We start from the raw sequence: 15,508 nt of genomic DNA, 5'->3' as shown, positions 1-15,508 counted from the left end.
GCCGCTATGGTCCCGCAACTTTCGTCGAAACAGGAAATCTCATGGCCGCTGACCTCCGCTTTCTCGCAGCCCGTATCGCGGCCGAAATCAATGCCCGGCCGGATCAGGCCAAGGCCGCCATCGAGTTGCTCGACGAAGGCGCCACCGTGCCATTCATCGCCCGCTACCGCAAAGAGGTGACGGGCGGACTTGACGACACGCAGCTGCGCAATCTCGCCGAGCGGCTGGTCTATCTGCGCGAACTCGAAGCCCGGCGCGCTGCGATCGTCGAATCGATCACCGGTCAGGGCAAGATGACCGACGAGCTGATGGGGAAAGTCGCCGGCGCCGAAACCAAGGCCGAGCTCGAGGATCTCTATCTGCCCTACAAGCCGAAGCGGCGCACCCGCGCCGAGATCGCCCGCGAGCGTGGCCTCGGTCCGCTCGCCGAGACGATCCTTGCCGATCGCGGCCGGGAACCGCCGGTATTGGCCGAGGGCTTCATCACGGCGGATGTGCCCGATGTGAAAACGGCGCTCGAAGGAGCACGCGATATCATCGCCGAAGGCATTGCCGAAAATGCCGATCTGCTCGGCAGATTGCGCGCCCATATGCGCCAGGCCTCCCTGCTGAAGGCGAAGGTCGTCGACGGCAAGCAGACAACGGGCGAGAAGTTTTCCGATTATTTCGACCATTCCGAACGCTGGGCGACCGCGCCCGGCCACCGCGCGCTCGCCATGCTGCGCGGCTGGAACGAGGAAGTGCTGACGCTGACGATCGAGGCCGACGCCGAGACCGCTTCTCCGAACAAGCCTGTTGAACGCATGATCGCCGCTGCCTACGAGATCGGCGCGAGCCGTCCCGGCGACCGCTGGCTGATGGAGGTCGCGAGCTGGACCTGGCGCGTCAAGCTTTCCATGTCGCTCTCGCTCGACCTGATGCGCGAACTGCGCGAGAGGGCCGAGGAGGAGGCGATCCATGTCTTCGCCCGCAATCTCAAGGATCTGCTGCTCGCCGCCCCCGCCGGCTCGCGCGCGACGATGGGCCTCGATCCCGGCATCCGCACCGGCGTCAAGGTCGCCGTCGTCGACGGCACCGGCAAGGTGGTGGCGACCTCGACCGTCTATCCCTTCCAGCCGCGAAACGACGTACGCGGCGCGCAGATCGAACTCGCATCGCTGATCCGCAAGCACAATGTCGAGCTGATCTCGATCGGCAACGGCACCGGCAGCCGCGAAACGGAAAAGCTGGTGGCCGACATGCTGGCCGAGCTGCCGGCGCCGAAGCCGACCAAGGTTATCGTGTCCGAAGCCGGCGCCTCGGTCTATTCCGCCTCGGCGACCGCAGCGGCCGAATTCCCGGATCTCGACGTATCGCTGCGCGGCGCCGTCTCCATTGCACGCCGTCTGCAGGATCCGCTCGCCGAACTCGTCAAGATCGAGCCGAAGTCGATCGGCGTCGGCCAGTATCAGCACGATGTCGACCAGCAGAAGCTGTCGCGCTCGCTCGACGCCGTGGTCGAAGATGCGGTGAATGCCGTCGGCGTCGATCTCAACACCGCGTCCGCGCCGCTGCTCGCCCGCGTCTCCGGCCTCGGGCCGTCGATCGCCGATGCCATCGTCCGCCACCGCGACAGCGAGGGCCGTTTCGAGACACGGCGCGATCTGTTGAAGGTCGCTCGGCTCGGCGGCCGCACCTTCGAGCAATGTGCCGGCTTCCTGCGCATCCCGAACGGCAAGGAGCCGCTCGACTCCTCCTCGGTTCACCCCGAAGCCTACGGTGTCGCCAAGAAGATTGTCGCCGCCTGCGGCCGCGATCTGCGCGCGCTGATGGGCGACAGCGCTGTCCTGAAATCGATCGACCCGCGCCAGTTCATCGACGAGAAATTCGGTCTGCCGACGGTTCGCGACATTATCGCCGAGCTGGAAAAGCCCGGCCGCGACCCGCGTCCGAGCTTCAAGACCGCGACCTTCGCCGAAGGCGTCAACGAAATTTCCGACCTGAAGCCCGGCATGGTGCTGGAAGGCACGGTGACCAATGTTGCAGCCTTCGGCGCCTTCGTCGATATCGGCGTGCACCAGGATGGTCTTGTGCATGTGTCCCAGCTTGCCGACCGTTTCGTCAAGGATCCGCACGAGGTCGTGAAGGCCGGCGACGTCGTCAAGGTGCGCGTCGTCGAGGTCGATGCCAAACGCAAGCGGATCGGTCTTTCGATGCGGCGCGACGACGGTTCTTCGGCGCCTCCCCCGCGCGGTGATTCTCGGGGAAGTCAGGGTTCGCGGCCGCAGAACGATCGCCGGCCGGCCGCTCCGAAACAGGAAAGCCAGGGCGCCTTCGGCGCGGCACTTGCCGAAGCCATGAAGCGAAAATAAGGGCTTAGCCTGCCTTTCGGCAAAAATGCAACAGTTTGGCAAAGTTCTCGAAAGAGTGCTAAATCCGGCGCTTGTAAGGCGAAGGAGAGTTATTAAGTTGATGTGACCATCCTGTCACATTTGCGAGGCGTCCATGGCGTCGGCTTTCCTTTCGATCGTCCAGCAAATCATCCGCAAGGGGTCTTTGAAACTTACCCTTGCCAATGGCGACACCCACATGATCGGTGACGGCACCGGAGACATGGTTGTCGCCCGTGTTGCCGATCAGGAGGCCGAGGATGCCATTCGTCGCGACCCGACGATGAAGCTCGGCGAAATGTACATGCAGGGCCGGTTCATTCTCGAACAGGGCAACATTTACGATTTCCTGTCGCTGGTGAAGCAGAACACCACCAATGAGATTTTCGATTTCAAGATGGCGGCGCTGCTCGTCGGCCGCATTGCCTGGCAGCAGCTGAAGAGCCGCGTGCCCGTCAATCGCAACAAGCACAACGTCGCTCATCATTACGATCTGTCGGCCAAGCTCTTCGATCTTTTCCTCGATGAGGATTGGCAATATTCCTGCGCCTATTTCGAACCGCCGGGCATCGGCCTCGACGAGGCCCAGCTTGCGAAGAAACGCCATATCGCCGCCAAGCTTCTGCTCGAGCCGAACCAGCGCATCCTGGAGATCGGCTCCGGCTGGGGCGGCATGGGCATGTATCTGGCGGAGGCGACGGAGGGCGCCGATTTCACCGGCATTACGCTGAGCGAAGAGCAGCTCAAGGTGTCGCGCACGCGCGCCGAAAAGCGTGGGCTTGGAGATCGCGTGCGGTTCGAACTGCAGGATTATCGCAGCATGACCGGGCGGAAGTTCGACCGCATCGTCTCGGTCGGCATGTTCGAGCATGTTGGCATCGGCAATTACGGCAATTTCTTCCGCAAGGTGTCGGACCTGCTCGACGACAACGGCGTCATGGTCCTGCACTCGATCGGCCGTCCGAAGCCGAGCTTCGGCACCAACGCCTTCATCGAAAAATATATTTTTCCCGGCGGCTACATTCCCTCGGTCGGCGAGGTCCTGCCGCCGCTTGAAAAGGCGGGATTGCTGGTCCGGGATGTTGAAATCCTGCCGATGCATTATGCCTATACGCTGCGTCATTGGCGCGAGCGTTTCGTGGCGCGCAAGGCCGAAGCCGTGGCGCTTTACGACGAGCAATTCTTCCGCATGTGGGAATTTTATCTCGCCGGCTCGGAAATGGGCTTCCGTTGGGATGAGCTTTTCATCCTCCAGATTCAGATCGCCAAGAACCAGTTCACGGTTCCCGACAACCGCAATTACCTTGCCCGGAACGAAGCGAAGCTGAAGGAGTTCGAGGCGAACCGCCCACCGCTGGAGAAGGTGACGTTCTGACAGTCAGTATTTGTGCCGGTTTTCATGAAAGGGCATGCCGATGAGCAGTGCGTTTCCCGAAATCTATCTCGTGCGGCACGGCGAAACCGAATGGAGCCTTTCCGGGCGCCATACCGGGCGAAGCGATATTCCCTTGACGGAAAATGGCGAAGCCGCCGCCCGAAAGCTTGCCGACCGGCTGGCGGGCCTTTCCGTCTCCGCCGTCTGGTCGAGCCCGTCCGCGCGTGCCCGCAAGACCTGCATGCTTGCCGGATTCGGCTCCGGCGCGGTGATCCGTGAAGATCTCGCCGAATGGGATTACGGCGCTTACGAGGGCATCACGACGAAGGCTATTCTGGCGGACCGCCCCGGCTGGCAGCTCTTTCGCGATGGCTGCCCGAACGGCGAAAGCGCTGCTGATGTCGGCGCCCGCGCGGATGCCGTCATCAATGCGATTCGCCAGGCGCCTGCCAGCATCCTGATCTTCTCGAGCTCGCATTTCCTGCGTGTGCTCGCCGCCCGCTGGCTCGGCCTCCCGCCGCAAGGCGGTGCGCATTTCGTGCTGGATACCGCGAGCATCAGCGTGCTCGGCTATGAACACGACTTGACCGAACCGGTCATCCGCCGCTGGAACCAGCGGTAAAAAGACATCGGTTTTGCCTTCCAATCTCGCCGCCGTGGTTAACATTGGCGTAACGACCTCACGATAAATGTAGCGACCGCCGCCCTCCGCGGCTTTGTTTTTGCGTTTTCTGGAGTGCGGACGTGTCTCATCGATCAGTCGTATCGATTTCTTTGCTTATTGCCTTTTCTTCCTTTGGTTCTGCGGCCGCGCAGGAAAGCGGCCAGCATTTCTGGTCCGGCGACTGGTATTTGAGCGTCGGCGTCGCCGGCTTCTCTGCCCCGAAATTCGAAGGCTCTTCGCGTTATGAATTCAGGTTCAGCCCGCTGATCTCGGCCGGCCGGCAGGGATCGGCCCCGCGTTTTTCCTCGCGCAACGACAATCCTTCCTTCGCCCTCATCGACAACGGAACCATTCGGGCCGGCATCGTCGGCCGGTTCGTGCCTTCGCGCGATGATGGCGACGGCCATGAGTTGAAGGGCATGAAGAAGGTCAAGTGGGGAGCGGAAGCCGGCGGTTTCGTCGAAGTCTACCCGACCGATTTCATTCGCGCCCGCGCCGAAGTCCGCCAGGGCATCCGCTCGCATGATGGCGTCGTCGCCGATCTCGCTGTCGATGCCTTCACCGACATCGCGCCCGACCTGCAGCTTTCCGGCGGCCCGCGCGCGACATTCGCCACAAGCGGTTATTACGACGCCTATTACGGCGTCAACGCCAAGCAGGCTGCGGCAAGCGGCCTCGATCCCTACAAGCCGTCATCGGGCATCCAGTCTTACGGCGCGGGTGCGGCCCTGACATGGAAGGCGACGGAAAACCTGTCGGCGAGTTCCTTCCTGGAATATAAGCGGCTCGCAGGCCCGGCTGCCGATAGCAGCCTCGTCAGGGAGCGCGGCTCGAAGAACCAGGTCCTGATCGGCGTCTCGGCGACGTACAGATTCAATTTCTCACTGCAGTGATCGGAGCAATTCCGGCAAGAGCACCCACGGGTTTTTCGTCAGGAATTGAGAGAAAACAAAGCGATAGAGCATTTCCGCGGTTCGGAGAACAGCGGGAGTGCTCCCGTGACGCCGCGATCGCTTCTTGACCGGATCGCCAGCCCGCCGCTAGATGAACGGCATGCAAGATACCGGTCATTTTCACGATCGCGTCTCCGACGCACCTTCCGATAACTGGGTTTACCGGATCCTGCCGCCATGGCTGTGGCCCTATGCGCAGCTCGCGCGCTGGGACCGGCCCATCGGCTGGCAGCTCTTGATGTGGCCATGCTTTTGGTCGGCGACACTCGCCGCCAATGCGGCGATCGGCGAGGGGCGCTATTCCGGCAGCCTGCTGGTCTCCCACCTCATCCTCTATTTCATCGGCGCGGTCGCCATGCGCGGCGCCGGCTGCACTTACAACGATCTCGTCGACCATGAGATCGACATGGAAGTGGCGCGCACGCGTTCGCGACCACTCCCTTCCGGCCGCGTCACCCGCGCCCATGCGAAGATCTTTATCGGCCTGCAGGCGCTGGTCGGCCTTTTCGTGCTGCTGCAATTCAACTGGCTGACCGTTTTCCTCGGCATTCTCTCGCTCGGCATCGTCGCGCTTTATCCCTTCGCCAAACGCTTCACCGACTGGCCGCAGTTCTTCCTGGGACTTGCCTTTTCCTGGGGTGCGCTGATGGGCTGGGCCGGCATATCGGGTGGCCTCTCCTTCGCGGCGATCCTGCTTTATGCCGCCTCCGTCGCCTGGACGATCGGTTACGACACCATCTACGCCCACCAGGACAAGGAGGACGACGAACTGATCGGCGTTCGCTCCACAGCACGGCTCTTCGGCGACAGGACGAGGCTTTGGCTGATCGGTCTTTATGGGCTGACGCTGGTGCTGATGTTCGCCGCTTTTCTGCTCGGTGACGCCAATCTCATTGCCTTCCTGGCGCTCATCGGCGCGGCCGGCATGTTTGCCTGGCAGATCGTCCGGCTTGATATCGATGATCCCGTCCAATGCCTGGCGCTCTTCAAGTCGAACAACCGCGTCGGCCTGATCATCTTCTTCGGCCTTTTCGTCTCGCTGCTGTTCGCCATTCCCTGAATGGAACGAAAAACCCGGCGCGGGCGCCGGGTTTCAAAATGGTTCCGGAGCGGCGTTGCCGCATGGAACTGTCGCGATTCCGTTCAGTTGCGGGCGATGATTTCCTTGCCTTCGATCTTCATCGCAACGCCCAGCCGGCCAGTGGTGCGGCGCACGAGGAAGCGCGGACGGCGATTGGCGAAGTAGGAATGACGGCGGCGCGGCTTCAGATCGCCGGTACGCAGGGCTCCGATATGGTCTTCGAGCGGCCGTGCGACGCCATCGGCTTCGACCATCAGCATCGGAATGCGGAAGGCCTCCGACCAGCTGCGCCAGTCGGCGGCGATGTCGCTGAGATCATGGGCGACGAGCAGCGGAATGCAGAGTTCCGGATCCGCGTGGTGGAGTTCGAGCGTCACCGTAACCTCACCGTCGCCATGGTCTATGGCGCGGGCCGCGACACCCTGAAAGACGCGCTTCGGCAGGGCAATCGATAGCGGCAGGCCGCTGGAGGGAAGGATCTTGCGCAGAACGGCGCCGCGTTCGTCTATGGTGATGCTGACGTCATCCGAACAATCATGGATGGCGTAGCTGACCTGCTGGGGAAAGCGGGACGGATCGAGGCGTAGCGTCGTGCCAGCCCATGCGGGCTTCATAACGGGATTGTTCATTTCATTCTACCCTTGTCTTACCTGAGAGCCGGTTTCCGGTCTTCTCCTTGGGACTTTTCGTCCTCTATGGCCGACAATAGGCGGGGGCCCTTCCGTACAGCTTAAAAATTGCGGTTAAGAAAACTTTGCCTCCTACGATGGTTATCAAAACCGAATCCGGCAGGGTTTCCGGAAGGTGAACGGTGTCTTGTCCTGAAATGACGCAACCCAGAGGTAAGTCTCGGGTAAGTTTTGCGTGGCAAAATGGGCCCACCAGCAGTTCGTCGTTCTTTTAGAGATTTTGCCGAAAAGGGCGCTTTTGATGATTACGGCTTCCCTCGCTTACTCGATCCTGTCGAAGGATATGACGTCGAGCCTCAACAAGGTTGCGGCGCAATCGACGGTCAAGAAGGATGCCCAGTACTACGCCGACAATATCAACAAGGTCACTGACGTCGACGACTTCCTCGGCGACTACAAGCTCTACAGCTACGCGATGAAGGCCTATGGCCTCGAGGACATGACCTACGCCAAGGCCTTCATGAAGAAGGTGCTCGAAAGCGATCTCACCGACCCCGACAGCTACGCCAACAAGCTCTCCGATACGCGCTACCGCGAATTCGCCGCCGCCTTCAATTTCAATGCGCCTGACAAGGACGTGCAGACGGACGCGCAGGAGGACGATCTCATCGGTCTCTACAAGCAGTCCTTTGTCGATGCCGACAAGGCCGCGGCCACCGAGAGCACCTATTACGGCAACAATATCGACAGCGTGCAGACCGTCGACGACCTGATCAACAACACGCGGCTGCGCACCTATGTGCTGAAGACGTTCAAAATCGATCCGACCTATGCGTCGAAGGATTTCCTGCGGCAGGTGCTGACGAGTGATCTCAGCGACCCGTCGAGCTTCGTCAACACGCAGGGCGGCGACAAATACAAGGCGCTTGCCGCCCAGTTCAGCTTCAATGCCGACGGCACGGTCACCGGGACGGCCCAGACGGCCGCGCAGAAGGCTTCGGTGATCGAGACCTACACGCTGAATTCCCAGTCGGTCATCATCGACAATTCGGTCGGCTCCGACGTCTACTATGTCGGCAAGACGGCGGCCGAATACAACAAGGCCTATTATACGGCGAAGATCGGCACGATCACCAATGTCGACGATCTGGTCGCCGACAGCCGCCTGACCTCCTATATCAAGACGGCCTACAGCATGGGGGCCGACTTCACCGCCGCGGCGTTGCGCACGGTGCTGACCGATCCGGGCTATGCCCAGCTGATGGGCTTTACCAATGTCTACAACGCCTTCAATTTCAAGGCGGACGGCACGACCTCGAACACGGTGCGAGCTCAGTCGATCGAGCAGGCGAACAAGCTGACGTCGGCCGCATCGAACACTACCAATTATTATGGCGTAACATCGCAATCGAGCAGCATCACCAATGTCGACGATCTGCTCGCCGACGGCGTAACGGCGCGCTACATCAAGGATGCCTATGGCCTCGGCGTGAATTTCAGCAATGCCGAGCTGAAGAGCATCCTGACGGACCCAGCCTATGCCGCCGCCCAAGGGAAGGCCGGCCTCAATGCCGACTTCAACTTCAATGCGGACGGCTCGATCAACGGTTCGGTGATCCAGACGGAGGCACAGCGCAAATCGACCACCGACAAGTCGGCGGCGAACGCAGCGCACTTCAACGGCATGATCGGCAATGTCACCAATGTCGACGACATCATGTCGGATCCTGTTGCTGTCAGCTACATCAGAACCAGCATGCAAATCGCAGACAGCGTCTCGGATGCGACGCTGAGAACTTTCCTCGTCGATCCCGCGGCGGCAAGCGCTCAGGGTTATAGTGACGTCCACGAACTCTTCAATTTCAAGACTGATGGGTCGGTCGCGACCCTCTATGCCTCGCAGAGCGCGGCGCAAAGCGCCAGCACCGCCAGCAGGGCCGACAATGCGGCAGTCTATTACCAGTCGACCATCGCCGGCATCTCGAACGTCGATCAACTGCTGGCGGATCAGAAGCTGAACAATTTTGTCCGCAACGCCTATGGCATCCCGTCGACCGTCACCGATGTCGCTCTTCGCGCCATCCTGACCGATCAGAGCGGCACCGGCACCTATGCCGACGTTGCCGCTGCCTTCAACTTCAAGGCGGATGGATCACTCGAGGACGGCATGTCTGCCCAGACGGGCGGCCAGGTCACCAACACGAAATTGGCCGCCGCAGCGCGCACGGACGACTATTCCGCCAGGATGTCGACGATCTCCAATGTCGATGATCTGCTCGCCGATCCCGCCATCATCAATTTCCTGAAGAGCACGTATAACCTGCCTAAAGGTATCTCGGATACCGACCTCAGGAGCATCTTGACCGATGCGGCTGCGGCATCTGCGGCTGGCTATGCCGATCTCAATGCCGATTTCAACTTCGCCGCCGATGGATCGCTCCCGGCTGTCAGCTCGGTCCAGATCGCCGCGCAGGCGCAGACCACCAACGACAACTATGCCGCCCGCTATGACGACGAGCGCGACGATGCGATCGACGAGGTCGCCGCCAATTACCAGAAAATGATGGCCGACAGCACCAGCCTGCTGGATTTCTCCGAAATCGACAGCGTCAATGATTTCCTGCGCACCAATTCGGCAGCGGATTTCACGAAGAGCAACGACAATCTGCCGGACCTCTATCATGTGGCGCTGCAGGCTTTCGGTCTCACCGATCAGGAAGTGCCGCGCTCGATGATGCGCAAGATCCTGACGAGCGATGCTTACGATCCGAATGGTTATATCGCGTCCCTCAAGGATGAACGCATCACCAACCTCGCCCGCGCCTTCAACTTCGGTCCCGACGGCAAGGCGGCTTCGCCTTTCCAGGCGCTACCCGACGCGACCATGGCCAAATACGCCACCGACTATAAGGCGCATATGACCATGCTGCTGAAGGATGGCCCGGTGAAGGACAAGGCAGCCAAGGACGCGACGGCCGAGGTCGATTATTTCGCCAAGGGCATGGCGAAGGTCAAGTCGCTCGACGATTTCCTGGACGACAGCCGGTTGACCGATCTGGTGCTGAAGGCGAACAACCTTGATCCGAAGGATTACGACAAGGCTACGTTGAAGAAAATCTTCACCTCGGATCCCGAGGACAAGAAGAGCTACCTGAACGACAAGGCGGATGCGCGCTTCAAGGATATCGTCGCGGCCTTCAACTTCGACAAGGACGGCAATCTGACACGCGCCAAGATCGGCACCATCCAGAACAAGGCGTCCGAGGATCGCACCCAGCAGCTCTACCTGCAGCAGACGCTGGAGACCCAGGAAGGCCAAACCAACGACGGCGTGCGCCTGGCGCTCTACTTCAGCCGCAAGGCTTCGAGCATCACCTCGATCTATTCGATCCTCGGCGACAGGGCGCTCTACCAGGTCATCACCACCGCCTACAGCCTGCCGTCGCAGATTTCGGGCATGGACGTCGCCAAGCAGGCCGATCTCATCAACCGCTTCGTCAAGCTGGAGGATCTTCAGGATCCGAAGAAGGTCGACAAGCTGCTGAGACGCTTCACGGCAATGTACGACGTCCAGAACAACACGCAGCAATCGCCGGCGCTGCAGATCCTGACCGGCGGCGGCACGCAGTCGGCCTGATAATGGTCAGCCTCACACGTCGAGGCTGACGACCTTTCCAGGATTCATGATATCAGCCGGATCGAAGGCGCGTTTGATGCGGCGCATCAGCTCGATTTCGATCGCCGGGCGGATCGTCGCCAGTTCGTCGCGCTTCAGTTGGCCGATGCCGTGCTCGGCCGAGATCGAGCCGCCGTGGGCGAGCACCAGCCCGTGAACGATATGGTTCATCTCATGCCAGCGGGCGATGAAAGCGGCTTTGTCGGCGCCGATCGGCTGGGAAATATTGTAATGGATATTGCCGTCGCCCATGTGGCCGAAGGCGCAGATCCGGGCGCCCGGCATCGCCGCCATCACTGCCGTCTCGGCTTCGGCCATGAAATGCGGGATCCTCGACACGGGGACGGAAACATCGTGCTTGATCGAGCCCCCCTCGGGCTTTTGAGCGTCCGACATGCTCTCGCGCATATGCCATATCGCTTTCTGCTGCGCCACGGATGAGGCGATCACGGCATCCAGCACCAGTCCAGCCTCGAAGCCCTGTTCCAGCAGGCCATTCATCATCCGCTCCGCCGTCTCGGCCGAGTCCGAGGTGGAGATATCGATCAGCACGTACCAGGGATAGGCCGTTTCCAGCGGATCGCGGACGCCGTCGATGTGGCGGGCGGTGATCTCGACCCCGAAGCGCGGCATCAGTTCGAAGCCGGTGAGCGAGGCGCCGCAGAGGCTGGAGGCAAGGTTGAAAAGCGCAAGCGCATCTTCGACCGAATGCAGCCCGGCGAATGCCACCTGATGGCCGAGCGGCTGCGGGAAAAGCTTCAGCACCGCGCCCGTGATGATGCCGAGCGTGCCTTCTGCGCCGATGAAGAGGTCGCGCAGATCGTAGCCGGTATTGTCTTTCTTCAGGCGGCGCAGGCCATCCCAGATTTCGCCGGTCGGCAGCACCACTTCCAGACCGAGGCAGAGCTGGCGCATATTGCCATAGGCAAGCACGGCCGTGCCGCCGGCATTGGTGGAAAGGTTGCCGCCGATGCGGCAGGAGCCCTCCGAACCGAGCGACAGCGGAAAGAGCCGCCCATGCGCCTCGGCAGCCTTCTGCACCTCGGCAAGAATGGCGCCGCCATCGGCCACCAGCACGTTCGCCACCGGATCGACGTCGCGGATCCTTTTCATGCGCTCAAGCGAGACGATGATATCGCACTTGCCCGCGCGCGGTGTCTGGCCGCCGACGAGACCGGTATTGCCGGTCTGCGGCACGATTGCCGTTTCCGTCTCGGTCGCGAGCTTCATGATCGCGGAGACTTCCTCGACCGAGCCGGGTTTTAAAAGGAGAGGGGAGGAGCCGTGATAGAGGCCGCGGTTTTCGACCAGATGCGGCGCAAGGTCGGCCTCGCTGCGGAGCGCGTATTTCTCGCCGACGATGGCGGCGAAGCGGTCGAGAAGATCGGTGGAAATGCCGGGGCTGCTCATCAGGTCGATCCTCTATCGCTTCTATCGGTCTGTCAGTCGCGCGGGGCGGCAGCCCTTTGCAGACGGTCGTTGATGGCCTCGCCCAGTCCCTCCTCGGGAATGGGCGAAAAGGCGATGCTCGACGCGCCGCTGGCATCGGCCCGCTTCATGTAGTCGAAAAGATTTGCCGCCGCCTCGGCAAGGTCGCCGCGCGGGCTGAGATCGAGGACGATCCGCGCGCCGTCGGCCCCGGAGACCGGAGCGCTGCCGAAAGAGATCAGCGCTTCCCCGGGTTCCACGGCCGTCGCATTGAGGCGCACGGAAGCGCCCGGCGCATAATGCGAGGCGAGCATGCCCGGCGCCTCGATCGCGGCCGATGCCGTTTTCGGACGCAGCAGCGGCCGGCCTGCGACGCGTTCGATCTCGCGCGCCGCCAGCCCGCCGGGCCGGAGCAGTCTCAGCCGGCCATCCTCGACTTTGACGATGGTCGATTCGACGCCGACCGCGCTTGGGCCTGCATCGAGGATCAGGGGGATCCTCGTCCCGAGATCGGCTTCGACATGGGCCGCACTCGTCGCGCTGATGGCACCCGAAGTATTGGCGCTGGGGGCCGCGAGCGGGTGTCCCAAGGCTTCGATCAAGGAACTTGCGAAACCCTTCGGCACACGAACGCCGACGCTGTCGAGCCCGGCAGTCGCAAGCGAGTGGATCGGGCTGTCAGGCTTCAGCGGCAGCACGAGCGTAAGCGGGCCGGGCCAGAAGGCGATGGCGAGCGCCCGTGAGACCGGGTCGAATACGGCATGCTCTTCGGCCATTTCGAGATCGGCCATATGGCAGATCAACGGGTTGAAGCGCGGCCGTCCCTTGGTCTCGTAGATGCGGGTGATTGCCGCCGGATTGGTGGCGTCGGCTGCAAGGCCGTAGACGGTCTCCGTCGGAATGGCGATGGCGAAGCCGTCGGTAAGCGCGGCGCAGGCCGCTTCCAGCGCTGCCTGCTTGTCTGACCTGATGTCGATGATGCGTGCCATATGCTGCCTGTGTCCGGTTCCGGCAGTCATTAGGCTTTCCGTCGCCCGCGATCAATCGCCTTGTTCGCTCACAGCTGGCGGATGATTTCGCGCAGTTGCTCGTTGCGGGCGCCGAGCAGCAGGATATTGCGGATCGCCGCCTGCGGATCGTGCGTGCGGAAGAGTAGCCCGTTGCCGCGCACTGAGCGGTCGATGGACATCTTTTCCGTAGAATCCTCGCCCGGCTTGATTGCCACGGCAAAATACATTCTGGAATAGCCGACATCGATGCGTTCGAAGAAGTTGTCGTTGTCGCCGATGTCGGAATAGAAATTGGCGATGTAGAAGGCCCAGCTGACGTCTTCGTAATGTGCGAACTTCGTTCGCGCGGCGGTGACGTGGCAATAGCCGAGATGAGGGCTGTCCTCCAGCGTCCGGTGGAAGATCATCCTCGGAAACTGGATGGAGCGGTGGAAGCCGTTGATATGCTGATGGGTCTTTTCGCCGGCCGCCTCCAGCTTGCGGCCGGTTTTCGCCGCCACTTCTTCATGGGTGAGGTAACGCTTTTCCTCGGCCAGCCAATGGCGCCGGTCGCGGGTGATGCGGCCGGTGCGCAAGAATTCCGAATGCGCGGTGATCAGCTGCCGCTCCGGCGATTTGCTCGGTATTTTCGCGTCGAAATAACGGAGTTTGGCCATGGTTCGCGTTCTTCGGTCGATCTGTAATCCCCGGGAGGATAGGACCGTATGCTTAAGGCGGAGTTAAAGCGGCCGCCGGACGGGCCTTAACTGCTTGTCAATGTCGTAAATACGATGATTATCGATGCGGTTCGGCCAATCGCTCGCCAGCTGTGGTCTTTACGCCGTGTCGCAATTGACGATAGATGCTGGAAAGCCGGGCGAATTGAACGATCGGGGCGAGGCGTTTGCGCTGCCTTGCATCCTGTCGTCAATTTCGAAGCCGATGTCGCATTGTAACCACGCGGCGGCCATACCAGGTGATTAAATGACGCCGTAAACAATTCTCCCGAAGGAGAAGGAAGCGGGCGCGCTTCCGCCGGCCTTCTTTCTCGAAGGCGGTAGCCGGGTGCACGAGGACAAGAAGATGGATATTCGTAGCAACGTTTTACGTCAGCTCAAGAACCGCCGCGAGGGCTTCAGCCTCGAACAGCCGTTCTATATCGACGAGGATTATTTCCAGCTCGACATGGAGATGATCTACTATCGAGACTGGCTGTTCATCGGCCATGATTGCGAGCTGCCGAAGCCCGGAGCCTATTTCACCGTCCAGATCGGCAGCTACCCTGTGGTCATCGTCCGCGGCCGTGACAATGTCATCCGCGCCTTCCACAATAGCTGTCGCCATCGCGGCTCGCGCGTCTGCACCAAGGACCACGGCTCCTCCGTCCGTCTCGTCTGCCCCTATCACCAGTGGACCTACGATCTCGATGGTAAACTCGCTTTCGCCCGTCACATGGGCGACGATTTCGACAAGACCGGCTTCAACCTGAAGCCCGTTCATTGCGAAAGCGTCGCGGGCTACATCTTCATCTGCCTCGCCGACTCCGCCCCGGATTTCAAGACGGTGCGCGACAAGGTCGAGCCCTATGTGGCGCCGCACCGGATCGGCGAGACCAAGGTCGCCTTCCAGAGCACGATCATCGAGAAGGGCAACTGGAAGCTCGTCTGGGAGAACAACCGCGAGTGCTATCACTGCGCCGCCAATCACCCCGAGCTCTGCCGCACCTATCCCGAAGCGCCGAGCGTGACCGGCACGGATGGCGGCGCCGATGATCCGGAGATCGCCGGCCATTGGGCGCGCTGCGAGGCTGCCGGCCTGCCGAGCAAGTTCCAGATTTCCCCGGACGGCCAGTTCCGCACCGCCCGCATGCCGCTGATCGAGGATGCCGAGAGCTACACCATGTCGGGCAAGCCCGCCGTCAAGCGCCGGATCTCCGACGATATCTCGATCAACCGTATCGGCACCATGTTGCTCTTCCACTATCCGACGACGTGGAACCACCTGCTCGGCGACCATGCCATCTCTTTCCGCGTGCTGCCGCTCAGCGCCAATGAGACGGCGGTCACGACCAAGTGGCTCGTCCACAAGGACGCGGTCGAGGGCGTGGACTACAATCTGGAAGAACTGACGCACGTCTGGACCGAGACCAACGATCAGGATCGCCGCATCGTCGAAGAGAATGCTTTCGGCATCCATTCGCCTGCCTATGAGCCCGGCCCCTATTCCGCCGTGCATGAAGGCGGCGTCATGCAGTTCCTCGAATGGTACTCGAACTTCATGGTGAACCGCCTCCAGGGCGATCAGGCGAAAATTTCCGCCGTTGCCTGAGCGCTCCCGGTTAATC

11 protein-coding genes are annotated in these 15,508 nt (G+C 61.4%); 7 read left to right on the top strand and 4 right to left on the bottom strand.

From position 1 onward, the window contains the following. Positions 1-41: 41 nt before the first annotated feature. The 5 genes from ATY77_RS21045 to ubiA all read left to right on the top strand — a co-directional run bounded on the left by ATY77_RS21045 (position 42) and on the right by ubiA (position 6,421). On the top strand, positions 42-2,351 hold the full coding sequence (locus tag ATY77_RS21045) for a Tex family protein (protein ID WP_088688693.1): 2,310 nt from the start codon (positions 42-44) through the stop codon (positions 2,349-2,351). A 133-nt stretch (positions 2,352-2,484) separates the two neighbouring features. Continuing rightward, positions 2,485-3,744, top strand: coding sequence for a cyclopropane-fatty-acyl-phospholipid synthase family protein (locus ATY77_RS21040; protein WP_088688692.1), 1,260 nt, complete (start codon positions 2,485-2,487; stop codon positions 3,742-3,744). Between the two features lie 40 nt (positions 3,745-3,784). Further along, the gene (locus ATY77_RS21035) at positions 3,785-4,366 is read left to right on the top strand and encodes a histidine phosphatase family protein (protein WP_088688973.1); all 582 of its coding nucleotides are present in this window, start codon (positions 3,785-3,787) and stop codon (positions 4,364-4,366) included. A gap of 122 nt (positions 4,367-4,488) precedes the next feature. Continuing rightward, on the top strand, positions 4,489-5,301 hold the full coding sequence (locus ATY77_RS21030) for a MipA/OmpV family protein (protein WP_088688691.1): 813 nt from the start codon (positions 4,489-4,491) through the stop codon (positions 5,299-5,301). Positions 5,302-5,461: 160 nt separating this feature from the next. Continuing rightward, the gene (gene ubiA, locus ATY77_RS21025) at positions 5,462-6,421 is read left to right on the top strand and encodes a 4-hydroxybenzoate octaprenyltransferase (protein WP_088678610.1); all 960 of its coding nucleotides are present in this window, start codon (positions 5,462-5,464) and stop codon (positions 6,419-6,421) included. 83 nt (positions 6,422-6,504) lie between these two features. Here ubiA and ATY77_RS21020 read toward each other — a convergent pair whose 3' ends face one another. Continuing rightward, positions 6,505-7,071, bottom strand: a complete 567-nt coding sequence (locus ATY77_RS21020; protein ID WP_088678499.1) for a DUF6101 family protein — start codon at positions 7,069-7,071, stop codon at positions 6,505-6,507. Positions 7,072-7,372: 301 nt separating this feature from the next. Here ATY77_RS21020 and ATY77_RS21015 point away from each other — a divergent pair, with 301 nt between their 5' ends. After that, positions 7,373-10,708 carry a DUF1217 domain-containing protein gene (locus ATY77_RS21015; RefSeq protein ID WP_088688690.1) on the top strand — a complete coding sequence of 1,112 codons (3,336 nt, stop codon included), beginning with the start codon at positions 7,373-7,375 and terminating at the stop codon, positions 10,706-10,708. A 12-nt stretch (positions 10,709-10,720) separates the two neighbouring features. On the opposite strand, the gene ATY77_RS21010 is transcribed toward ATY77_RS21015, so the two are convergent. From ATY77_RS21010 to ATY77_RS21000, 3 genes are all read right to left on the bottom strand, one after another. Beyond that, positions 10,721-12,157 carry an FAD-binding oxidoreductase gene (locus ATY77_RS21010; protein ID WP_088688689.1) on the bottom strand — a complete coding sequence of 479 codons (1,437 nt, stop codon included), beginning with the start codon at positions 12,155-12,157 and terminating at the stop codon, positions 10,721-10,723. Between the two features lie 32 nt (positions 12,158-12,189). After that, complete coding sequence (locus ATY77_RS21005; protein ID WP_088688688.1) at positions 12,190-13,164, bottom strand: L-threonylcarbamoyladenylate synthase; 975 nt, start codon at positions 13,162-13,164, stop codon at positions 12,190-12,192. A 68-nt stretch (positions 13,165-13,232) separates the two neighbouring features. Next, positions 13,233-13,841 (bottom strand): DUF6656 family protein, encoded by a 609-nt coding sequence (locus ATY77_RS21000; RefSeq protein WP_088678495.1) that lies wholly within the window; start codon positions 13,839-13,841, stop codon positions 13,233-13,235. A gap of 406 nt (positions 13,842-14,247) precedes the next feature. Between ATY77_RS21000 and ATY77_RS20995 the strand changes: the two genes are divergently transcribed. After that, positions 14,248-15,492 (top strand): aromatic ring-hydroxylating dioxygenase subunit alpha, encoded by a 1,245-nt coding sequence (locus tag ATY77_RS20995; protein ID WP_088678494.1) that lies wholly within the window; start codon positions 14,248-14,250, stop codon positions 15,490-15,492. Positions 15,493-15,508 lie beyond the last annotated feature (16 nt).

It is taken from the genome of Rhizobium sp. R634, from assembly GCF_002211305.1.
Lineage (GTDB): Bacteria > Pseudomonadota > Alphaproteobacteria > Rhizobiales > Rhizobiaceae > Rhizobium.
This window is presented reverse-complemented; position numbering and strand designations above follow the sequence as displayed.

What these genes read in the sequence shown, in the direction of transcription:
- ATY77_RS21005 (WP_088688688.1), bottom strand. Translation starts at nt 13,164, where the DNA reads ATGGCACGCATCATCGACATCAGGTCAGACAAGCAGGCAGCGCTGGAA.
- ATY77_RS21035 (WP_088688973.1), top strand. Translation starts at nt 3,785, where the DNA reads ATGAGCAGTGCGTTTCCCGAAATCTATCTCGTGCGGCACGGCGAAACC.
- ATY77_RS21045 (WP_088688693.1), top strand. Translation starts at nt 42, where the DNA reads ATGGCCGCTGACCTCCGCTTTCTCGCAGCCCGTATCGCGGCCGAAATC.
- ATY77_RS21020 (WP_088678499.1), bottom strand. Translation starts at nt 7,071, where the DNA reads ATGAACAATCCCGTTATGAAGCCCGCATGGGCTGGCACGACGCTACGC.
- ATY77_RS21040 (WP_088688692.1), top strand. Translation starts at nt 2,485, where the DNA reads ATGGCGTCGGCTTTCCTTTCGATCGTCCAGCAAATCATCCGCAAGGGG.
- ATY77_RS20995 (WP_088678494.1), top strand. Translation starts at nt 14,248, where the DNA reads ATGGATATTCGTAGCAACGTTTTACGTCAGCTCAAGAACCGCCGCGAG.
- ATY77_RS21010 (WP_088688689.1), bottom strand. Translation starts at nt 12,157, where the DNA reads ATGAGCAGCCCCGGCATTTCCACCGATCTTCTCGACCGCTTCGCCGCC.
- ubiA (WP_088678610.1), top strand. Translation starts at nt 5,462, where the DNA reads ATGCAAGATACCGGTCATTTTCACGATCGCGTCTCCGACGCACCTTCC.
- ATY77_RS21015 (WP_088688690.1), top strand. Translation starts at nt 7,373, where the DNA reads ATGATTACGGCTTCCCTCGCTTACTCGATCCTGTCGAAGGATATGACG.
- ATY77_RS21000 (WP_088678495.1), bottom strand. Translation starts at nt 13,841, where the DNA reads ATGGCCAAACTCCGTTATTTCGACGCGAAAATACCGAGCAAATCGCCG.